We start from the raw sequence: 21,660 nt of genomic DNA on the forward strand, positions 1-21,660 counted from the left end.
TTTTGTTAGGAATTATGTCCCAGCCTCTTTGCATTCTATTTACTTAGCTTGACGTTGCTCTTCTTTGGCATGTACCATGTTCGCTACAAATTGATTAATTGGCGCATCGATATGATGTTCTGAACCTAAGCGAGCCACTGCTCCGTTAATGTAATCAATTTCAGTACGTCGATTATTATTAATCAAATCTTGATACATTGATGGGAAATGTGGACCTACTTTATCATTTAAATCGACAAGATAGTGATAGACTTCATCTGCATTTAAATGTACACCATCAACAGTAGCAACTTCTACTATCTCTTTAGTAATGTCATATACAAGTTTTCTTGCATATTCACTTTCATTTAATGTTGATAAACGACATTCTAAAATTGTACATAGCGCATTTGCTGTCCCATTTACACAAATCTTCTTCCAAATAGATTGTTGCAAGTCTTCACTTTTATGTGGATTGAGCTTCGCTTGTTCTAATAGATTATATATCACTTCAACATTATTCTGTCCCTCTGGCACAAGAGAACCTATCTCTACTGGACCACTACCCATTAAATGAGTATGTCCAGGTGATTCTAAGCCGGCCGTCCACGTAGTTACACCACGAACAATACGTGATTTATCTACATAATTTACAATACGTTCTTCATGTTTTAGACCATTCATTGTACAAACCATAATTGTTGTATCATGAATATGTGGCTGGATATGTGTTAGCATGCTCTCAAGTTGCATAGCTTTTGTAAATAAAAATACAATATCAAATTGAAGATCACTTGGTATTTTTGTATCTTGATACATAGGAATATTTAAATGATAGTCTTCTCCATTTATATCAATATGTAAACCTTCATGTTTTACAGCTGTTGCTTGTGGCTCCCAACCATCAATGAGTGTCACATCATTACCTTGGCGATATAACATTGCACCGAAACCACTTCCCAACGCTCCTGAACCAGCAATTGCTATTTTCATAATATTCGACTCCTTCTTTTAATATTATTTTTAAAATACTACTTTAATAAAGTATCGTCAATAATATAAACAGAATATTCTAAATAATTTGATAAATTTAGAACTTTTTTTATTTTTCAATAATTGACGTAGAAGTCATTATCCCCCTGTATAAGTACTCATTATTATGTTTACATTTATTCTTTTATTCAATATAAAAAATCTGAGGTACTCTATTCGCACCTCAGATTTAAATTTTATTAATATCCAGTTTTAATTAAGCACGTTTAGCTTTATTTGGAATTAAGAAGAAAATGACAAAGAAAGCAGTTAAAACGATGATGGCATTAAAGAGTACGCCCGCTAAACCACCAAGTTCTAAATTCATTTTCGCTGCACAAACACCATAAATCGTACTTGATAAAGCTACACCAAATGCATTTCCTAGTGATGAAGCCATTTTATACAATCCAGAGGCAACACCCACTTTATCATCTGGCGCTTGATCAACTGCTGTATCTGTAGATGGTGTGGCATACATACCAAGCCCAATACCAAATAGTAGGTAACCAATAATACTTGAAATAATATAAAACAAATTAGGTAAGAAGGTGAGGGATAAAAGTAGTAACCCTAAAAATGTAAATCCACTACCTATAAGCAATGGCTTTTTAGCACCTAATTTTTGTAATAGTTTTTCACCTACACGAATCATTACAAGCACTGCTACTAAATAAGTGATAGAGATTAAACCTGCTTGTAATGAAGTGAAACCTAAATGACTTTGGTAATATGTATTTACTACGATAAGCGTACCACCTGCTACTCCATTTAGCATGAAGTTTGAAAGTGTAGCACCACTATATCCTTTATTCTTAAATAAACTAAAATCAACAAGTGGGTTCTCAGTTTTAAATTCACGAAGAACAAAGAATATACCAGCAATTAAAAATATTCCAAATAACGATAGAATGACAGGTGATAATAATCCACGATCAGAAGCTTGTGTTACCATCACATTGACACTTAATAATGTAATAACTAATAAAATCAAACCTATAAAATCAAATTTTGAACCGCTATTGTCTGTATCCGTATCTGGTTCATTTTTTGTTTCTGGCGTGTGTTTAATTAAGAAAAATGAAAGTATTGACAAAGCAATAGAAATAATAAAAATCCATTGCCATCCTATTGTTGAAGCGATAAATCCACCGAACAATGAACATATTCCACTTCCGCCCCATGAGCCAATAGACCAAAAACTTAATGCACGTTGTCTTTCTTTTCCTATGTAATATTCATTAATTATCGCAAGAGTTGATGGCATAATGAATGCACCTGATAAACCTTGCAAAGCACGTCCAATCAGTAATAACCATGGAACTGGTGTAATAATCAATAATAATGAACCAATGATATTTAAGCCTAGTCCCAAATAAGTCATTTTGACGCGACCAAATTTATCAGCAACATCTCCAGCACCTACAATAAACAAACCAGAAAATAAGGCAGATAAGCTCACTGCAATATTAATGGTACCCAAATCGGTATTAAATGATGATTGTAGTGTTGGCACAATATTAAGTAACGATTGCGCAAACAACCAAAATGTTAATACACTAATAATAATTCCAACGAGTAACCGATTATCTCCCTTAAATTCTTTTGAAGACTCCATTATAAAAAAATTCCTCCTACCTTGCCCAAAAACTATATAATTTTAAACTACATTAAAATTTTATCATAGCTTACTATAATGGGATATAAAAATCTTTTTTTCTTTTTAAATATTATTTTCCAAAATAAATTATCATTTAATATAAATTAAGTGCTAAGTATTTATAAGTGAACATTTTAAACTATCAACTTTAAATTTTCCATACTATAATAAAAAGTGTAGTAAAAATTTTGAATTTTATTAATATACTTAATAGGTGCAAAAATGTTTAATTTATTTATTTTATTACTTGAACGTGTAGGCTTAATTATTATTATTGCTTACATTTTAATGAATATTAATCACTTCAAGACGATTATGAGTGCACGTGAAAAATTACGTGCTCAAATAGAACTCACCATCTTATTTTCATTATTCGCAATTATTTCTAACTTTACTGGAATTGAAATTGAGCATGGCAAAATTATTTCTAGTAATATTTACTATCATCTAAATAATGAAACGTCACTTGCGAATACACGGGTATTAACGATTGGAATGTCTGGTTTAATTGGTGGTCCTTTTGTAGCGATTATCGTTGGTATTATCTCGGGCTTATCACGAATCCTCATTGGTGGCGCAAATGCTTATATTTACCTATTTTCATCAGTCATCATTGCATTAATTTCTGGATTTTATGGATATCGCACCATGAGACATAATCGCTATCCAACTGTTTTAATAGGTGCCATGATTGGATTAATAAACGAAAGTATTCAGATGGCTTGTATTTTAATTTTTGCTGATGATGTTTCTAATGCTTGGGCATTGGTAAAATTTATTGCTTTACCGATGATATTAATTAATAGTATTGGAACTGCGTTATTTTTATCTATTATTCTGTCTACTTTAAAACAAGAAGAGCAAACACGTGCAATTCAAACTCATGACGTCCTTGAATTAGCAAACAAAACACTACCTTATTTTCGTTCAGGATTAAATGAAAAATCTGCTCGTCCTGTAGCTGAAATTATACTGAGGCTAATGAAAGTATCTGCTGTGGCAATTACTAATAAAACCGATATTTTAACACACGTAGGCGCGGGTAGTGATCATCATGTCGCTAAAAAAGAAATCATTACTAATTTATCTAAAGAAGTCATACGTACAGGCCAATTAAAAGAAGCCAATTCAAAAGAGGACATTGGATGTAATAATCCGAATTGTCCACTTCGAGAAGCTATCGTTGTGCCCTTAATGACGAATGGAAACGTCGCAGGTACTTTAAAATTTTATTTTACAGACTATAATCATATTACGACATCAACTAAACAACTTGCTCGGGGTTTAGCAGATATTTTTTCAAGTCAATTAGAATTGGGACTGGCCGAAACGCAAAGTAAATTATTACGAGATGCTGAAATTAAGTCTCTACAAGCTCAAGTTAATCCACACTTTTTCTTTAATGCGATTAACACCATTTCAGCACTTGTACGTATTGACAGTGAAAAAGCACGCAAGTTACTTTTGCAATTGAGTCAATTTTTCAGATCAAACTTACAAGGTGCGCGTAATAGCACGATTACTTTAGAAAAAGAATTACAACAAGTCAAAGCATATTTATCATTAGAGCAAGCACGTTTTCCAGATCGATTTACAATTAAATATCATATTGATGATGCCTATAAACAAGTATTAATTCCACCATTCATCATTCAAATTTTGGTGGAAAATGCAATTAAACACGCATTCAAACATCGACGAAAAGATAACATTGTTTGTGTAGACGTTCAATACAAAGAAGCCTCATTAAAACTATCAGTTAGTGATAATGGACATGGTATAGCGCCTGAAAAATTACCCTCACTTGGACAAATCAGTGTGGCTTCAGAAACTGGAACTGGTAGTGCACTAGAAAACTTAAATCGCCGTCTCACTGGTTTATATGGTTCTAATGCAAAATTACACTTTGATACATCTAAGCACGGAACAACAGTATCCTGTATGATTCCATATCATTTAATCAAGGAGGAACGTTAAATGAGGACACTTATTGTTGACGATGAGCCATTAGCACGTAATGAATTACATTACTTATTAAATGAAATATCTGATTTCGAAATAATCGATGAAGCTGAAAATATTGAAGACACTTTAGAAAAACTGCTCTGTCACACCTATGATTTAGTGTTTTTAGATATTAATTTAATGGATGAAAATGGGATTGATTTAGCTCATAAAATTCGAAAAATGAAACAATCCCCTTATATCATTTTTGCTACGGCACATGATACGTTTGCAGTAAAAGCATTTGAATTAGATGCAGTTGATTATATATTAAAACCTTTTGAATTAGAACGAATTGAACAAGCAGTTCAAAAAGTAAAACGATTATTAAACGCTAAACAACAGATTCAAACATTGTCAGACCCTATCCACTCTCCACAATCACAAACGAATACTTCTTCTTATACTAATCATCAAAGTGTACTTCCTATCGAAGTGGATGATCGTATTTATGTCATCAATTTAGACGATATTGTTGCAATTTCTGTGAACAATGGAATTTCGACTATTACGACTTTAAAAAAAACATATGAAACGACAGAACCGCTCAATTATTATGAGAAGAAATTACCTAAGCAGTTGTTTATAAAAATTCATAGAGCTACGATTATTAACAAGCAGTATATCGAAAGTGTCGAACACTGGTTTAATTATACGTATCAAGTGACAATGACAACGAATGTTAAATTTCAAGTTAGTCGTTCATTTATGAAATCATTTAAACAAGAAATTGGTCTTGCTTAATATATATTCTAAGTTAGCTTTTAACCTAACACTTCATATGATCAAGTGTTAGATTAAGAGCTTTTTTAATGCCATCATAGTTCATTTATTGTTCTATAAACACTTTCTGATTTTCAACTGGAAAATACTGCAACTCACCTATTAATTTTCGTAACTCACTTCTAAATCTAACTCAAGAAAGCGGTTTCATTTTATACTAACATCAAGAGAAAAGAAAAAGAGGGAGAGTATCAATATGGCGAAAAACAATTCAACTACCGCTAATACTCAAGGAAATAAGAAAGCAGGTAAAACTTACAATTTCTTTATCCAAGTATTAACTATTGTTGCTGTATTATTTGTTTCAAAAATTATTGAATCATTTATTCCGTTTCCAATGCCTGCATCGGTAATCGGACTCGTATTATTATTTATTTTATTAAGTTCAGGAGTCGTAAAATTACGTCAAGTAGAGGGTGTGGGAACCGCTCTAACAAATAATATCGGCTTCTTATTCGTACCAGCCGGTGTATCAGTTATTAATTCGTTACCACTTTTAAGTCAACATCCAATTTTAATTATTCTATTAATTATTATTTCAACATTATTATTATTAGTCAGTGTGGGCTATGTATCACAATTATTTGTAACAAAAACATTATTCCCTACTGAAGAACAAAATGAAAAAACACGACTTAAGGAGGAAAACTAATGGCTGATCACTTAGGTATTACAACACCTTATTTTGGTATTTTAGTCTCATTAATTCCATATATTATTGCACAATATTTCTATAAAAAAACAAATGGCTTTTTCCTACTGGCACCTTTATTTGTAGCGATGGTGGCAGGAATTGTCTTTTTAAAAGTAACAGGTATTAGTTATGATAACTATAAAATTGGTGGAGATATTATCAACTTCTTCTTAGAAGCTGCAACAATTAGTTTCGCGATTCCACTTTATAAAAAACGTCAAGTACTTAGAAAGTATTGGTTACAAATTTTTGGTGGTATTGCTGTGGGTACACTAGTAGCTTTAATCTTAATCTATTTAGTTGCAACATTATTCCACTTAGGTGATCAAATTAGTGCGTCTATGTTACCTCAAGCTGCAACAACTGCGATTGCCTTACCAGTATCTGACGGTATCGGTGGTGTAAAAGAATTAACATCATTAGCAGTTATCCTTAACGCTGTCGTTATTTCAGCATTAGGTGGAAAAATTGTAAAAATGTTTAAAATTTCAAATCCAATTGCACGTGGTTTAGCTCTTGGTACAAGTGGACACACACTTGGTGTTGCCGCTGCTAAAGAACTAGGAGAAACAGAAGAATCAATGGGAAGTATTGCAGTAGTAATTGTAGGTGTGATTATTGTTGTAATCGTACCACCACTTGCTTCACTATTATTCTAATAAAAAAAGCGTTGCTGACGAACTAAGTAACAACTTAGTCATCGTCTAAGCAACGCTTTTAATTTATCTTAAACTTTGTACTTGTTTACTAGAACGATGTGTGGGATCTAATTTTTTCTCTAATAAACGTAGACCAATATCAATTAAAATCGCAATTAATGCAATTGGAATCGCACCTGCAAGAATAAAGACTGTACCATCAGTAGAATTCGTTCCACGAATAATAATGTCTCCTAGCGTCGGTGCACCAATAAATGAACCAATAGCAACAATTCCTATTGCTACAACAAGTGCAATACGAATACCACCGATGATTACAGATAGCGATAGTGGAAGCTCAATCATACGCATAACTTGGTTATTGGTCATTCCCATACCTTTACCTGCGTCTTTAATATTGTAGTCAACTTCTGTAATACCTGTGTAGGTGTTTTTTATGATCGGTAGCAAGGCATATAAAAATACTGCAAATACAACTGTTGATGGACCGAGTCCTAACGCCAACATAAGTATGGCAAGCATTGCAATAGCTGGCACGGTTTGAATAATATTAGCAATAGTAATCACTGGCCATGCTATTTTTGAATAACGTGCAATTAAAATACCAATTGGAATGCCAATAATACATGCAAACAATACTCCATATATAGACATCAATAAATGTTTAAAAAAGAGTTCCATCAGATAGCCAAAATTCAAAGTGTAATATTCATAAAGCGAACTTAACACATTCCCTTTCACTGTTATTGACCACCTTTCTTATCTTCAAAATAGTTATGTTTTTTAATAAATTCTTCTGCAATGACGGCTGGTTCTTTTCCTTTTCCATCTGCTTCATAATTCAGTTTTTGCATTTCTTTTGTACTTATTGTATTTTCTAATTTTGTTAAAGCTTTATCAATCTCTGGATGGTCTTTAATTAATTCTTCTGTGGCTAATGGACTGCCATCATATGGAGGGAAAAAGTTACGGTCATCTTTTAAGATTTTCAAATTATATGCCGCAATACGTCCGTCTGTGGAGTAACCAACGGCAATATCTAATTTTTTGTTTTTAAGTGCATCATACACTAAACCAATTTGCATTGGACGTGCACTTTTGAACTTAAAGCCATACTCTTTTTGGAAAGCTGGGTATCCATCTCCGGCACGATTCATCCATTGAGTATCCATACCCAAGCGTAACTGATCTTTATATTTTTCTAAGTCTGATACTTTTTCTAAGTGATATTTATCAGCAGTTTCTTTTGTTACCATAAACGCATACGTGTTTTCAAAGCCAAGTGAATGATAATATTTTTGATCATATTTCTTTTTAAATAATCGCTGTGACTCATCCATGGCTTTATTCGCATCTCTAGTTGGGGGTGCATCGAGTACACTGGTTAACTCTGTTCCTGTAAAACGCACCGCTGACATATTAGCATCTCCACGCATAAGTGCATTATGTTGAACAATACTTGAACCTAAATTTCCAATAATGATTGGTTTGATATCTCCATTTGTATAATGTTCAATCATTAATTTCTCAATATTTGCTACTATTTTGGTTTCACTACTTTCAGTCGCTGTAATTTTCACACTGTCTTTCGAATTACTGTCACCTAAACCGGGTAAGCCGCATCCAGATAATACTACGAGAGACAATGTAAGAACGATAAATATATATTTAATATTTTTCATAGCTGTTCATTCCTCCCTTTTAAACTATCTAGATACTTTAAGACCTTTAGGTACAGCCCATTTTTCAACTAAAGATAATAAGAAATCCACAATCAGTGCCAAGCAAGTCACTAAAATTGTAGCACTAATAATCATTGGTGGTTCATAGAGAGTTAAGCCATTAAATACTAAATCACCTAAACCACCTGCACCAATATAACTCGCAAGTGTAGCCCAGCTAATGACATATACACTTGCAAGACGTATACCACTAATAATTAATGGTAAGGCAAGGGGTAATTCCACATCTTTCATTAATTGAAGTTTTGTCATCCCCATACTTGTTCCAGCTTCAATAATGTTTTTATCAATATTTTGAACTCCTAATACTGTATTATTTAAGATAGGTAATAATACATAGATAAATAAAGCTACAATTGCTGGTGTCTTACCTACACCAAAAATTGGAATCATAAGCGCTAAAATGGCAAGTGTTGGTACCGTTTGAAGTACACCTGCAATAGTCAATACAACATTCGCCGTACGTTTTGTTTTTGATAATAAAATACCAAGTGGTACAGCTACGACAATAGCAATAAGTAACGAAATAATAGAAATATAGAAATGTTCTATCGTTTTCGATACGAGTTCTTCTCCGTATTGTGCAAAAAAGTCTCTCATTAACGATCCACTCCCGTATCATCCGTATTATGGGTATGTTCTCTATCTGTTCCGTTCATAATATCTTCATGATAACGTTGTGTACCTTGTGTTGTTAAACGTTGTTGTGTTTCATTTTGACGTTCATTCTCTCGCTCAACTTCATTTGAATAGGTTTTAGAAGAGTGACTCGTTTCATTCTCTTCACCCCAAATGGAGTCATACACAATATCTACTAAGTTTGCTCGTGTAATCAGTCCAATTAATGTATCATGATCATCTACTACAGGCACATTACGTACATTACGCTTTAAAATAGTTCGCACTGAATCTTGTAGTTTTGAATCGATATGTACTTTATAAACATCACGCTGCATCGTATCAATTAATTCTTTACCTTGACGTAATCCTTGATTTATATCTTCAATATCTAAAAACCCTAAAAGACGATGTTTATTATTCACTACAAAAATAGTGTCTATACGATGGGTTCTCATAATATTGACTGCATCATTAAGAGAATCGTCAGCTTGAATCGTAATTGGTTTGATCATTGCATCTTCAACCGTTCTCATGTTTGGTCGATCTTGAATCAGTCTATTTTGTCCAATAAATTCTCTAACAAAATCATTTGCTGGATATCTTAAAACATTGTCCGGTGTATCATATTGAACGATCTGGCCTTTCGACATAATACAAATTTTGTCTGCTAGCTTAATCGCTTCATCCATATCATGAGTTACAAAAATAAACGTTTTTCCTAACTTTTTTTGTAAATCTTTAACTAAATCTTGTAACGTATCTCTAGTTATAGGATCTAATGCACCGAACGGTTCGTCCATCAAAATAATGTCTTGTTCTGCTGCAAGCGCTCTAACTACACCAATACGTTGTTGTTGTCCACCCGACAGTTCAGACGGATAACGATCTAAGTAATCCTCAGGTAAATCGACTAATTTAATCAACTCTTTTGCTTTAGCATCTTTCTTTTCTTTAGACCATTTTAAAAGTTTTGGAACGAGCACAATATTTTCTCTGATAGTCATATGTGGCATTAATCCAATTTGTTGAATCACGTATCCAATACTACGACGTAATTCTACTGGATTCATGTTACGTACATCTTTACCATTCATTTCAATTGAACCCTCTGTAGGTTCAATCATGCGATTAATCATTCTTAATGCTGTTGTTTTACCACTACCACTTGTTCCAATAAATGCAACAAATTCTCCAGCTTCAATATTTAAAGAAATATTATCGACTGCTTTCTTATTTCCAGAATAAATTTTAGTAAGGTTCTTTATACTAAGCGTCATAGGATGTCCCCTTCTATCGTATTAATGATGGAAAATTTTAAATACAAAAAAGCCAAAGTATTCTATTTTTGATTGTCTCAATCAAGAACCATATGGCCATTGCGTAATAAAGTTTTAAAAAATTGCATTTTAATAGAAATCGTTAAAATTCCACCACCTATACTTATATACCCTTTATAATTTTTTGAAACATTATTTATATGTAATAATTAATTTTTTTACCTAATTATTTTTTTAAGTTTTTAAATTTAACATTACTTATATACAACTATTCTTTGTAAATAGTACATTCCAACTTTTTTATATTGTCTACAATTAAAGTTCGAAAAATTGTCAAATTTTTCTAAAGTGTTTAACAATTCATTTATATATATTTGAATTTCTGAGTTCCTCGTATTAATCTATAATTACAAAGTGTTTTTTATTATGAAAGGGATGTTATATATCATGAAAGCAGCAGTATGGTATGGTCAAAAAGATGTTCGCGTTGAAGATCGTGAACCAAAAGAATTAAAAGATAACGAAGTAAAAGTTAAAGTATCTTGGGCTGGTATTTGTGGTACTGACTTACACGAATATTTAGAAGGTCCAGTATTTATTTCCACTGACAAACCTGATCCATTCTTAGGTCAAAAAGCACCTGTAACTTTAGGACATGAATTCTCAGGTATCGTTGAAGAAGTGGGGAAAGACGTTACAAAATATAAAAAAGGTGACCGTGTCGTTGTAAACCCAACTGTTTCTGCACGTGAAAAAGAAGAAAATTTAGATTTATATGATGGGTATACATTCATCGGATTGGGTTCAGATGGTGGTTTCGCTGAATTTACTAATGCACCTGAAGACAATGTGTATCACTTACCTGAAAATGTGTCTGCTCAAGAAGGTGCATTAGTTGAACCAACAGCAGTAGCAGTGCAAGCTGTTAAAGAAGGTAACTTATTATTTGGTGATACAGTGGCTATCTTTGGTGCAGGTCCAATTGGTTTATTAACAGTCGTTGCAGCTAAAGCAGCTGGTGCTAGTAAAATCTTTGTATTTGATTTATCAGAAGAACGTTTAGCTAAAGCTAAAGAAGTGGGCGCAACTCACGTTGTAAACTCTGGTAATACTGACCCATTAGAATTCGTAAACGAACATACTGAAAACGGTGTAGATGTAACCTTTGAAGTAGCTGGTGTTGGCGTAACATTAGCACAATCTGTAAAAGTAACACGCCCAAGAGGTAGTGTTGTCATTGTTTCAATCTTTGCACACGAAGTTAACTTTGATCCAATGTTATTGACAAACTCTGGTGTTAAATTAACGTCTACTATTGCTTATACACCAACAACATTCCAACAAACAATTGATTTAATCGCAAATGGCAGCTTAGATGTTAAGAGCGTTGTCACAGATAAAATTGAATTAGCTGACATCGTTGAATCAGGATTCAATCAATTAGTTAATGATAAATCACAAGCTAAAATCCTAGTTAAATTAAATGGTGACCAAAAATATTAATTAAATGTTTTAACCCTGTAAAGAAAACTTCTTTACAGGGTTTTTTGTATTATTTCAAATCATACGATTCTATGCCTATCATCTCTATTTTTATTTATCATTTATTCCCTTTCTACATCGGTTTCACTACATACTTTTTCATAACATTATCATCATTATATTATAGAAAAAATTTAATAAACTCCTTTTAATAATATTTTGAAATCTCTTAAATATTTAGTTTGACTAATTAAATGATAAGCGTATAATTATATCGTGTTTTTTTTATAAAAAATAAAATAAATTAAAAGGAGTATTTATGGGAAAGAATAAAAACGATAATAAAATTAGCTTGACGCAACTCGTGTTACTCGGTTTAGGTTCGTTAATTGGTTCTGGTTGGCTCTTTGGAGCTTGGGAAGCATCTTCAGTTGCTGGACCAGCAGCCATTATCTCATGGGTCATAGGCTTCATAGTTATTGGAACGATTTCTTATAACTATATTGAAATAGGAACAATGTTTCCACAATCTGGTGGCATGAGTAACTATGCTCAATATACACATGGTTCATTACTTGGCTTCATTGCTGCATGGGCAAATTGGGTCTCACTCGTAACGATTATTCCAATTGAAGCAGTATCTGCAGTCCAATATATCAGCTCTTGGCCTTGGGACTGGGCTAAGCCAACTCAGGCATTGATGCATAATGGTTCAATAAGTACAGTTGGTTTATTTGTTGTTTACATTATCATCATTGTCTTTTCATTATTAAATTATTGGTCTGTAAAATTATTAACCTCATTTACAAGTTTAATTTCTGTATTTAAATTAGGGGTGCCACTCCTAACAATTATTATGTTAACGATCTCAGGGTTTGATTCAGGAAACTATGGTCATTCCTTGAATACATTTATGCCATATGGTAGTGCTCCTATCTTTGCAGCAACAACAACATCAGGTATTATCTTCTCATTTAATGCATTCCAAACGATCATTAATATGGGCTCAGAAATTAAAAATCCTGAGAAAAACATTGCACGTGGTATCGGCATTTCACTAATATTAAGTGCAATTTTATATATTATCTTACAAAGTACATTTATCACTTCAATGCCACAATCAATGATTCATTCACATGGTTGGCACGGTATTAACTTTAATTCACCATTTGCAGACATGGCAATTTTATTAAGTATTAATTGGTTAGCCATTTTACTTTATATTGAAGCCGTAGTATCTCCATTTGGTACTGGCGTATCATTTGTAGCCATTACTGGTCGTGTATTAAGCGCTATGGAGAAAAATGGTCATATTCCTAAATTCTTAGGAAAAATTAATTCAAAATATAATATTCCACGTGTTGCGATTGCATTTAATGCTGTCATGAGTATGATCATGGTAACGTTATTCCGTGATTGGGGCGTACTTGCAGCTGTTATTTCGACTGCAACATTAGTAGCCTATCTTACAGGCCCTACTACAGTTATTTCGTTACGTAAAATGGGACCTAAATTGCATCGTCCCTTCCGTGGTAAATTATTAAAAATCATGGCACCTTTATCATTCGTATTAGCATCACTGGCCATTTATTGGGCAATGTGGCCTACTACAGCAGAAGTTATTTTAATTATTATTTTAGGTTTACCAATTTACTTCTTCTATGAATATAAAATGAATTGGAAAAATACTAAAAAACAAATTGGCGGTAGCTTATGGATTATTGTCTATCTTATTTTATTAGCTGCTATGTCATTTGTAGGTAGTAAGGAATTTAAAGGTATGAACTGGATTCACTACCCATATGACTTTATTGCTATTATTGTGTTGTCACTCATTTTTTATAAAATTGGTTCTTCAAGTCACTTCAATAGTATTTACTTCAAACGTGCTAAGAAAATCAATAAAAAAATGAAAGACGGCTCACCAGAAGAAGCTGAAGCAGCTGCTAAAGGTAACGAATAATCATTCAAACGTCTGAAACAAGTTAGAGAATTGTCTCAACTTGTTTCAGACGTTTTTTTTAATGTTATATTAGACATAAGATAAGTATGGAGATGATACTATTGACTTTAATTAAAACACATGGCGGAGATATTAAAGGCTATACTAAAAAGAAAATTAATTACTTTCTCGGGATTCCTTATGCTGATCAACCTATTAATGAACATCGATTTAAACACTCGAAATGCTTAAAAACTTGGGATAAGACCATTGAGGCAACATCGTTTAAATCTATACCACCACAACCCTACAACAAACTCGAAACCTTCTTCTCATCACATGCTCAATTATTTAATCAAAGTGAAGACTGCTTATATTTAAATATTTGGTGTCAAAACAATCAATATAACAATAAGCCTGTCATTATCTATTTTTATGGTGGTGGCTTTGTGAACGGACATGGTTCTCAAGAACTTTATACACCTGAACATATTGTTGCTCGATATGATGTCATTGTAATTACGTTTAATTATCGTTTAGGTGCTTTAGGGTTTTTAGACTGGTCTTACTTCAATAGCGATTATAATAAAAACAATGGTTTGTCTGATCAAATTAATGCACTCAAATGGGTACATACGTTTATTAAATATTTCGGTGGAGATTCAAACAATATAACATTAATGGGACAGTCTGCTGGTAGTATGAGTATTATGGCATTAATGCAACGACCAGAATTAGATAAATACTATCATCAAGTGATGTTATTAAGTGGAACGCTACGTCTTGATTCTCATTTATTAGGACAAAAGAAAGCAGCCCATTTTGCCTATCTGAAAGATACCTATTTTCCTAAAAAAAGAATGACTCATTTAACAACTTTAGAGATATTATCATTAATGGCTTATGATGAAGCATCACGCGGAAAATCAAAAGGTCTTGAATTGATTTATGCACCTATTCAAGAGTCAAACATGTCTCGTCCCCTTTCTCAATTTACTAAACCGGTTGTTATAGGTACTACGAAAGAGGAAGGCAATATTTATATTCGCAATGAATCTAGAAAATTATCACCTGAGCGCTTTGTGGAAGTTATGACATTAAATGATATACACCTTCACATTTCTCAAGCTCAAACTGGTAAAGACCAAGCCCGTATGGTGACAACGCATTATTTTGAAACACCTGCAATTTCATTTTTAAATCAACTTGACAACAATCCCCATTGTTGGAAATTACGTTTTGACTGGTGCCTTTCTAATGCATCACCGTTTCAATCTGCTTATCATATTTTAGATTTAGTGTTTTGGTTTGGAAAATTAGAGATTTTAAAAGCGCATGGTGTGAACTCATTAGAACATGAACGTTATCTCAGTAAACACATGATAGATGATTTAATCTATTTTGCGACATACCACACTATGCCGTGGCCATCTTATTCTCCTCAAACACCTTATTGTTATATATATAAATAAAAAGAAGCGGAACAATGAATTCAAAATGAATTCTGTTCCACTTCCTACTTAATTTTTTATATAAGACATATTTTTTAAACTTATGACAATAATAAGACCCATAGCTCCAACCATCGCGCTCACAATCGTGACTGCTTGAACAGAGATATTTGAAACAACGAGTCCTCCAATAATGCCCCCAAATCCTATTCCCGCATTCAGACTCGACATATTCCAACTCATCACTTGACTCGTATCACCTTCAACGTGTTCAATTATACCACTTTGAATTGCTGGGTTGGTACTCCACTGTACAATATTCCATATAAACAATCCAATTAATAATAGGGTAACAGTATGCAAAATAAGATTCATTATCAACATCATAACTATAAAAATAGAAAAGGCAATGATTAGCCAACGTTTACTGCTAAGTTTATCTGCTAATATGCCACCTAACGACGTACCAATCACTCCTGCAATCCCATTCACTAATAACGCCAATGATACAAATCCCATTTGATGACCATGATTCAAAATAAGAGGATTAATATAAACAAATGTCACAGAATTTGCTACTAAAATTAAAAAAGTAATTGCTAAATATTTGACTACCTCCACCGGTCTTAAAATTTTAGATGTATTTGGCTGTTTATTTGAAGTTGAACCCCATTGACGTTGAACTTGATTTAATTCTGATGTTGATGGTAAATATACCATCATCAGTACACCAGCTATCACACTCACAATAATAATAAATAAGAACGTAAATCTCCAACCTATTGCATCCCCAATCATCGTACCGATCGGGACGCCAAATACGTTAGCCCCACTAAATCCAGTATAAACGACACCAATCATTTTTCCTCTGTTTTTAGGTATCGTTAACATCGCTGTTAAAGCTAAGACTTTAACGATAATGAGTGACGCGGCTGCTGAAGATAAGATACGTCCAATCACTAAAATAGTAAAGTTAGGCGCCACCGCAATCATGGCATTTCCAATGATAAATGCAACGAGTGTCCATAATAAGACCGGTCGTACTGCAAAGCGATTCGTAAGCTTAACAAGTATGGGGCCACAAATAGCAAATGTTAATGCATATAAAGTCACAAGCTGACCAATAATCGCTTCAGAGACACCGAGATCTCCACTCATTAAATTCATAATTCCTGCAACCATCATCTCAACCATACCGACGATAAACACACTAATAATGAAGGTTGCCACTCGCATGACAGACATGCATAGAACTCCTTTCTTTATATATTTTGGTATAAAAAAACAGTTACGCAATGGTAACCTTTATCATTCGTAACTGTTTCATTATATAATAATTTTTTAAATTTTTGTGCGAAAAAATATGTCATTGAGATTTAGTTATTGTCTTTTATATTCGTTGTACGTGCTACGAGTTGATGACGTGCATTAAAGAATTGACCATAACTTAAATACGTTGCAATCAATGCAGACATAATCGTTGCAGTAGTATGAATAAACACAACAAGTAATTGGAATTTGATGGCTTGTAATGGTGCCATACCTCCAATAATTAATCCTGTCATCATACCCGGAATAGACACTAATCCATATGTTTTTACAGAATCAATTGTTGGAACAATCGCTAAACGAATACTTTCACGAATCGCCCCTTTAGACGCAAGCTTTGGCGTTGCTGCTAATGTTAACTTAGATTCAATATCATCTACATCTCGAACGAACGCACGATCTAAATTTTGATATGCCAAATTAATGGCAATTAAACCATTATTTGCAAGCATACCACCGATAGGAATGACATCATTTGCTTTAAAATCGATAGCACCAGCAAGCACTGCACATGCTAACGGAATTGCTGTTGATATAAATATAGAAACAAAAGAAATCCAAAACACATGATGCATAACAGGCGATGCACGATGAATTGTATTCCAAGAAGCGTTAATAATAATGACTAATACTGCAATCAATAATATCCATACTTGATCAATTTTAAAAATATATTCTAATATCAATCCTAAAATTAATAATTGAACCACCGCTCTAATCGAAGCGACGACTAAATCTTTGATAATATGTAAGCCTTCTTTATATGAAATAATAATAGGAATTAATAATAATAATGCTGTTAAACAAAGCGCTGTATTACTCATTATGACTTAACACCTCCTCATTTGTAATCTGACCATCTTTAATAGTAATTCTTCTTTGGAAATTTCTCATACTTTGATCATTACTATGCGTAATCCATAATATAGCGACGCCTTCATCTGCTAATTTAAAGATAATATCTTCAATTTTTTCTTTATTTTGCGTATCAAGTGCACTCGTTGATTCATCTAGAAGTAATATTTCTGGTTGATACATTAACTGGCGTGCAATAGCAATACGTTGACGTTCTCCACCAGACATATGTTTTACTTTTGAATCTAGACTATAGTTTGACAAGCCGACTTTATTAAGTAAATCATTCGCTTTATCTTCATCAAATTGATCATGATGCGTTAATGCTGGGAAAGCCATATTATCTTCTACTGTCGTTCCAAATAATTCACTTTGTTGCATCATGTAACTAATTTTAGAACGTAATTCTTCAGGACGATACTCATCATATGGTTTTCCTTTAAATAACAATTCTCCTTCAGTCGGACTAATTAAATTGTTGAGTTGCTTTAAGAATGTACTTTTTCCGCTTCCAGAAGGACCAACCACTGCAACGGTTTCACCTTGATCTAATTTAAAATTAATATTATTGAGTATCGTTCGTTGATCTGCTTTGTAGGTCAGATGTTTTACTTCTAATAACACAAGCGTTTCCTCCTTATCTTTACTCTTTAATGAGATGACATATTCTTTTTTATCATAACAAAAAAAGAGGCAAAGTAATGAAATTCAATGTTACTATTTTTTGAATTTCAATGACTCTACCTCTTACTCTTAACCCCAAATGATACTCATAATAATCGCTATAAAAGAAATAAAATTATTTATCATATGAAGGGTAATCGTCATCGCTAAATTTCGACCACTTAAGTGATATGCCACAACAAATCCTGTAGCCATAATTAAATAAGGACCAACTTCAAATGGTGATGATGCACTTGTCATATGTAATCCTGCAAATCCGAGCACTGACACGACATACATCACACCATACGTTAATTTTTTACCTAACTCATGAATTAACAAATGTCTAAATAATAATTCTTCTACAAAAGGTGTAATAATCACAATATCTAAAAATAAAACAGGCCAAAGCCAATTGATTTCAAACATTTTAATAATCATTTTGTTATTTTCTGTATCATCAAACTGATATTGTTTCGGTAAAAATTCCATTAAATAACCATATGCGCCTTGCAACACATAAAGGGCCACCATCACAATGATAATGAGTGGAATATGTTTTTTTAAAGCTTTGAATCGTGAGATGGCAATAGGAATAATGGTTTTGCGATGCATTAAATAAAAGACTACTAATACAAGACATTGACCAATTAACGTAAAGACTTGGGCATATCCTAAATAATATTTTGTAAACTTACTTTCCGATATATGACCTCCTGTGATGCCTGAAATTATTCCCATCACAATAAATGTAAGAATCAACGGAAAAACAATATTCATGACTAAATATGTAGGTATGAGCCAAAAATCACGTTTAACAATACGTTTTGAATCAAATTCATTTCTTATCGGTCGCTGCTCTGAGGTTTGGTAGTATGTATCATTATGTTCCGAAGTCATATAACTCTCCTATTCTTTTTATTTAAACAAGCTTATCAATCATTGTAATAATAAATATGATGAGTTGTACAGTACTATGATAAAGATAGGACGCTGCTAAATTTTTCCCACTTTTCATATATACAATCACTGCACCTATTGAAATAATCATGTAAGGTATGGCTTCCAATATTGAAATTAAATCATATACTTGGACAATAGTTTCTATTAACACACTAACAATCATCATTACTAAAAGATTAAATTTTTTACCTAATTCATGAATCAATAGATGACGAAATAGTAACTCATCAATTAAGGGGCGTAATAATACTACTGAAATAAAAGTGAATATCAGTGCACTTGGATGAATAAACAATCCTTCTAAACGACGTTGTGCTTGTGTGTCTACATAGCCAAAAGGATGCGGTAATATGTGTGCCAATGCATTAAAACCATAATATAACATCACACTAACCATTACGATGATGATCATAAATTTCAAATACTGATGAATCGCAATACGATATTGTCGTCGTACAACATTCGCAATATAAAACTTATGTAATGTGAAAAATAATCCTAACACAATAAATTGGGCAATCACAAAACTTAGACTTAGCATCACATTATATAAATAAGATGGCGGTGGTTGTTGGGTAACCATAGCCGTCACACCTAATACGCCAAAAACAATAATAATAGGCGTTAAAATTTGGAAAAAGATAAATAAAGGAATGAGTAGAAAATCCTTTTTTATTATTTTAGGACTACTCCATCGATTTTTTGATACCACTTGTGTGATCACATCTTTTTCTTTTTTCATATATCACCTCAACTATCTACGCATATAGTACTTTATCATTTAAAAACATTATTGTCATAAGAGATTCTAACTTTTCCACAATTTGATATTTAAAGATAAATATTAAATCTATTTATTTATATTTGTAAATAAAATTTTTTGATGTAAGATTTACAGTATAAAGAGAATTGAGGGGGGATGGGCATGACAACTTTACTTACTGTCATGCAATTTATAGTTAATATTCTTATTATTATGGTGTTACTTTCTATATTAATGGTTGGGTTATATCTTTTATTCAAAGATAAAAGACAAGAACAACATAGTGTGTTACGTAACTTTCCTGTATTAGGCAGAGTACGTTACTTTTCAGAGAAAATAGGACCAGAATTACGTCAATATTTATTTGCAAATGATACCGAAGGAAAACCATTTTCAAGAAATCAATATACTGATATCGTTTTAGCAGGTAAATATCATTCAAGAATGACTAGTTTTGGTACAGAAAAAAACTATGAAGAAGGCTTTTATATTCGAAACGCTATGTTTCCATTACAAAAGTCAGAACTTCAAATTGATAACCATTCAATGATTTCAACATTTATTTATTCAATCGATAATGAACGATTGTTTAAGCGTGAAGAACATCGTGAGAATAAACACATCGATCCTTATTATTTATCAGATGATCATGCAGTTATTATAGGCGAAGAATTAGCACATCCCTTTAAAGTCAAACGTTTAGTAGGCCAATCTGGTATGAGTTATGGCTCATTAGGTGGGCGCGCGATTACTGCATTATCTCAAGGACTTGCACGTGCTGGCACATGGATGAATACAGGGGAAGGTGGATTATCTGAATATCATCTTAAAGGTGGCTGCGATATTATTTATCAAATTGGACCAGGTTTATTCGGCGTGAGAGATAAAGACGGTGGTTTTAGTGAAGAAGCTTTCTTAAATGTGGCAAACCATAAAGAAGTTAAAGCATTTGAAATTAAGCTTGCACAAGGTGCTAAGACACGTGGTGGTCATATGGAGGGCAATAAAGTTACAGAAGAAATTGCTAAAATTCGTAATATCGAACCCTATAAGACAATCAACTCACCTAACCGCTTCGATTTCATTAATAATCCAAAAGAGTTATTAGAATTTGTAGCTAAGTTGCAAAAACTCGGTCAGAAACCTGTGGGCTTTAAAATTGTGGTAAGCAGAGTTGATGAAGTTGAAGCCCTTGTTCAAGAAATGATTAACCTAGATATTTATCCAAACTTTATTACTGTTGATGGTGGTGAAGGTGGAACAGGGGCAACTTTCCAAGAATTACAAGATGGTGTTGGCCTCCCACTTTTTACTGCCCTTCCAATCGTTACTGGTGTTTTAGAACGTTATGATGCACGCAAATATATGAAGATATTCGCATCTGGAAAACTTATTACACCAGATAAAATAGCCATTGCACTTGGACTTGGTGCTGATTTATGTAATATTGCAAGAGGTATGATGATCAGCATTGGTTGCATTATGAGCCAACAATGTCATTTAAATACTTGCCCAGTTGGCGTCGCAACAACGGATCCTAAAAAAGAAAAGGCTTTAATTGTTGAAGAAAAGCAATATCGTGTCACAAACTATGTGACGAGTTTACACGAGGGATTATTTAATGTTGCAGCTGCAGTAGGTGTTAAAAGTCCAAATGAAATTACAGAAGATCATATTGTGATTAAAAGAAAAAATGGACATATTGAAGATATCGCAAGTTATAAATTAAAACTTATTCAATAGTCAACAAAAAAGTGAGAC

19 protein-coding genes are annotated in these 21,660 nt (G+C 32.9%); 8 read left to right on the forward strand and 11 right to left on the reverse strand.

All coding sequences use genetic code 11. From position 1 onward, the window contains the following. Positions 1 to 39: 39 nt before the first annotated feature. A complete protein-coding gene (locus HMPREF2561_RS00025) occupies positions 40 to 972 on the reverse strand; it encodes a 2-dehydropantoate 2-reductase (protein ID WP_048678842.1) in 933 nt (310 codons plus the stop codon). 256 nt (positions 973 to 1,228) lie between these two features. After that, positions 1,229 to 2,629 (reverse strand): MFS transporter, encoded by a 1,401-nt coding sequence (locus HMPREF2561_RS00030; RefSeq protein WP_017174990.1) that lies wholly within the window; start codon positions 2,627 to 2,629, stop codon positions 1,229 to 1,231. A gap of 264 nt (positions 2,630 to 2,893) precedes the next feature. Here HMPREF2561_RS00030 and HMPREF2561_RS00035 point away from each other — a divergent pair, with 264 nt between their 5' ends. The 4 genes from HMPREF2561_RS00035 (at position 2,894) to lrgB (ending at position 6,811) form a co-directional block, all read left to right on the forward strand. Next, on the forward strand, positions 2,894 to 4,648 hold the full coding sequence (locus HMPREF2561_RS00035) for a sensor histidine kinase (RefSeq protein ID WP_048762185.1): 1,755 nt from the start codon (positions 2,894 to 2,896) through the stop codon (positions 4,646 to 4,648). Next, complete coding sequence (locus HMPREF2561_RS00040; RefSeq protein WP_070468212.1) at positions 4,649 to 5,419, forward strand: response regulator transcription factor LytR; 771 nt, start codon at positions 4,649 to 4,651, stop codon at positions 5,417 to 5,419. It abuts the gene before it with no gap. A 235-nt stretch (positions 5,420 to 5,654) separates the two neighbouring features. After that, positions 5,655 to 6,110, forward strand: coding sequence for an antiholin-like murein hydrolase modulator LrgA (gene lrgA, locus HMPREF2561_RS00045; RefSeq protein ID WP_017174993.1), 456 nt, complete (start codon positions 5,655 to 5,657; stop codon positions 6,108 to 6,110). Continuing rightward, positions 6,110 to 6,811, forward strand: coding sequence for an antiholin-like protein LrgB (lrgB, locus tag HMPREF2561_RS00050; RefSeq protein ID WP_002448343.1), 702 nt, complete (start codon positions 6,110 to 6,112; stop codon positions 6,809 to 6,811). Before lrgA ends, lrgB begins: the two co-directional genes overlap by 1 nt. 63 nt (positions 6,812 to 6,874) lie before the next feature. On the opposite strand, the gene HMPREF2561_RS00055 is transcribed toward lrgB, so the two are convergent. From HMPREF2561_RS00055 to HMPREF2561_RS00070, 4 genes are read right to left on the reverse strand one after another with little or no spacing between them, the layout of a single operon-like run. Then, positions 6,875 to 7,552, reverse strand: coding sequence for an ABC transporter permease (locus HMPREF2561_RS00055; RefSeq protein ID WP_002448417.1), 678 nt, complete (start codon positions 7,550 to 7,552; stop codon positions 6,875 to 6,877). A 2-nt stretch (positions 7,553 to 7,554) separates the two neighbouring features. Beyond that, on the reverse strand, positions 7,555 to 8,493 hold the full coding sequence (locus HMPREF2561_RS00060) for an osmoprotectant ABC transporter substrate-binding protein (protein ID WP_048762189.1): 939 nt from the start codon (positions 8,491 to 8,493) through the stop codon (positions 7,555 to 7,557). A gap of 24 nt (positions 8,494 to 8,517) precedes the next feature. Further along, positions 8,518 to 9,153 (reverse strand): ABC transporter permease, encoded by a 636-nt coding sequence (locus HMPREF2561_RS00065; protein ID WP_017174996.1) that lies wholly within the window; start codon positions 9,151 to 9,153, stop codon positions 8,518 to 8,520. Then, the gene (locus HMPREF2561_RS00070; RefSeq protein WP_017174997.1) at positions 9,153 to 10,451 is read right to left on the reverse strand and encodes a betaine/proline/choline family ABC transporter ATP-binding protein; all 1,299 of its coding nucleotides are present in this window, start codon (positions 10,449 to 10,451) and stop codon (positions 9,153 to 9,155) included. Before HMPREF2561_RS00070 ends, HMPREF2561_RS00065 begins: the two co-directional genes overlap by 1 nt. 447 nt (positions 10,452 to 10,898) lie before the next feature. Between HMPREF2561_RS00070 and HMPREF2561_RS00075 the strand changes: the two genes are divergently transcribed. The 3 genes from HMPREF2561_RS00075 (at position 10,899) to HMPREF2561_RS00085 (ending at position 15,347) form a co-directional block, all read left to right on the forward strand. Then, positions 10,899 to 11,954 carry a 2,3-butanediol dehydrogenase gene (locus HMPREF2561_RS00075; RefSeq protein ID WP_029376761.1) on the forward strand — a complete coding sequence of 352 codons (1,056 nt, stop codon included), beginning with the start codon at positions 10,899 to 10,901 and terminating at the stop codon, positions 11,952 to 11,954. Between the two features lie 298 nt (positions 11,955 to 12,252). After that, positions 12,253 to 13,896 carry an APC family permease gene (locus HMPREF2561_RS00080; protein WP_049379308.1) on the forward strand — a complete coding sequence of 548 codons (1,644 nt, stop codon included), beginning with the start codon at positions 12,253 to 12,255 and terminating at the stop codon, positions 13,894 to 13,896. A gap of 101 nt (positions 13,897 to 13,997) precedes the next feature. Then, positions 13,998 to 15,347 carry a carboxylesterase family protein gene (locus tag HMPREF2561_RS00085; protein WP_049379307.1) on the forward strand — a complete coding sequence of 450 codons (1,350 nt, stop codon included), beginning with the start codon at positions 13,998 to 14,000 and terminating at the stop codon, positions 15,345 to 15,347. 48 nt (positions 15,348 to 15,395) lie between these two features. Here the strand turns inward: HMPREF2561_RS00085 and HMPREF2561_RS00090 are convergent, their stop codons facing one another. The 5 genes from HMPREF2561_RS00090 to lnsB all read right to left on the reverse strand — a co-directional run bounded on the left by HMPREF2561_RS00090 (position 15,396) and on the right by lnsB (position 19,878). Further along, positions 15,396 to 16,571: an MFS transporter gene (locus HMPREF2561_RS00090; RefSeq protein WP_049379306.1), complete on the reverse strand. Its 1,176-nt coding sequence runs from the start codon at positions 16,569 to 16,571 to the stop codon at positions 15,396 to 15,398. Between the two features lie 131 nt (positions 16,572 to 16,702). After that, complete coding sequence (gene fetB, locus HMPREF2561_RS00095; protein WP_048682571.1) at positions 16,703 to 17,479, reverse strand: ABC transporter permease; 777 nt, start codon at positions 17,477 to 17,479, stop codon at positions 16,703 to 16,705. Next, positions 17,472 to 18,134: an ABC transporter ATP-binding protein gene (locus HMPREF2561_RS00100; RefSeq protein WP_049379305.1), complete on the reverse strand. Its 663-nt coding sequence runs from the start codon at positions 18,132 to 18,134 to the stop codon at positions 17,472 to 17,474. The genes fetB and HMPREF2561_RS00100 overlap by 8 nt, the downstream gene beginning before the upstream one ends. Positions 18,135 to 18,263: 129 nt before the next feature. Then, the gene (locus HMPREF2561_RS00105; protein ID WP_017175004.1) at positions 18,264 to 19,073 is read right to left on the reverse strand and encodes a CPBP family intramembrane glutamic endopeptidase; all 810 of its coding nucleotides are present in this window, start codon (positions 19,071 to 19,073) and stop codon (positions 18,264 to 18,266) included. A 22-nt stretch (positions 19,074 to 19,095) separates the two neighbouring features. Then, a complete protein-coding gene (gene lnsB / locus HMPREF2561_RS00110; RefSeq protein WP_048762200.1) occupies positions 19,096 to 19,878 on the reverse strand; it encodes a CPBP family lipoprotein N-acylation protein LnsB in 783 nt (260 codons plus the stop codon). 183 nt (positions 19,879 to 20,061) lie between these two features. Between lnsB and HMPREF2561_RS00115 the strand changes: the two genes are divergently transcribed. Further along, positions 20,062 to 21,642, forward strand: coding sequence for an FMN-binding glutamate synthase family protein (locus tag HMPREF2561_RS00115; protein WP_048762202.1), 1,581 nt, complete (start codon positions 20,062 to 20,064; stop codon positions 21,640 to 21,642). The last annotated feature ends 18 nt before the right edge of the window (positions 21,643 to 21,660 follow it).

The organism is Staphylococcus sp. HMSC069E10, assembly GCF_001809205.1.
Lineage (GTDB): Bacteria > Bacillota > Bacilli > Staphylococcales > Staphylococcaceae > Staphylococcus > Staphylococcus hominis.

Bases quoted from the DNA above. Each gene is read 5' to 3' on its own strand.
- HMPREF2561_RS00025 (WP_048678842.1), bottom strand. From the start codon at position 972: ATGAAAATAGCAATTGCTGGTTCAGGAGCGTTGGGAAGTGGTTTCGGT.
- HMPREF2561_RS00030 (WP_017174990.1), bottom strand. From the start codon at position 2,629: ATGGAGTCTTCAAAAGAATTTAAGGGAGATAATCGGTTACTCGTTGGA.
- HMPREF2561_RS00035 (WP_048762185.1), top strand. From the start codon at position 2,894: ATGTTTAATTTATTTATTTTATTACTTGAACGTGTAGGCTTAATTATT.
- HMPREF2561_RS00040 (WP_070468212.1), top strand. From the start codon at position 4,649: ATGAGGACACTTATTGTTGACGATGAGCCATTAGCACGTAATGAATTA.
- lrgA (WP_017174993.1), top strand. From the start codon at position 5,655: ATGGCGAAAAACAATTCAACTACCGCTAATACTCAAGGAAATAAGAAA.
- lrgB (WP_002448343.1), top strand. From the start codon at position 6,110: ATGGCTGATCACTTAGGTATTACAACACCTTATTTTGGTATTTTAGTC.
- HMPREF2561_RS00060 (WP_048762189.1), bottom strand. From the start codon at position 8,493: ATGAAAAATATTAAATATATATTTATCGTTCTTACATTGTCTCTCGTA.
- HMPREF2561_RS00065 (WP_017174996.1), bottom strand. From the start codon at position 9,153: ATGAGAGACTTTTTTGCACAATACGGAGAAGAACTCGTATCGAAAACG.
- HMPREF2561_RS00070 (WP_017174997.1), bottom strand. From the start codon at position 10,451: ATGACGCTTAGTATAAAGAACCTTACTAAAATTTATTCTGGAAATAAG.
- HMPREF2561_RS00075 (WP_029376761.1), top strand. From the start codon at position 10,899: ATGAAAGCAGCAGTATGGTATGGTCAAAAAGATGTTCGCGTTGAAGAT.
- HMPREF2561_RS00080 (WP_049379308.1), top strand. From the start codon at position 12,253: ATGGGAAAGAATAAAAACGATAATAAAATTAGCTTGACGCAACTCGTG.
- HMPREF2561_RS00090 (WP_049379306.1), bottom strand. From the start codon at position 16,571: ATGTCTGTCATGCGAGTGGCAACCTTCATTATTAGTGTGTTTATCGTC.
- fetB (WP_048682571.1), bottom strand. From the start codon at position 17,479: ATGAGTAATACAGCGCTTTGTTTAACAGCATTATTATTATTAATTCCT.
- HMPREF2561_RS00105 (WP_017175004.1), bottom strand. From the start codon at position 19,073: ATGACTTCGGAACATAATGATACATACTACCAAACCTCAGAGCAGCGA.
- lnsB (WP_048762200.1), bottom strand. From the start codon at position 19,878: ATGAAAAAAGAAAAAGATGTGATCACACAAGTGGTATCAAAAAATCGA.
- HMPREF2561_RS00115 (WP_048762202.1), top strand. From the start codon at position 20,062: ATGACAACTTTACTTACTGTCATGCAATTTATAGTTAATATTCTTATT.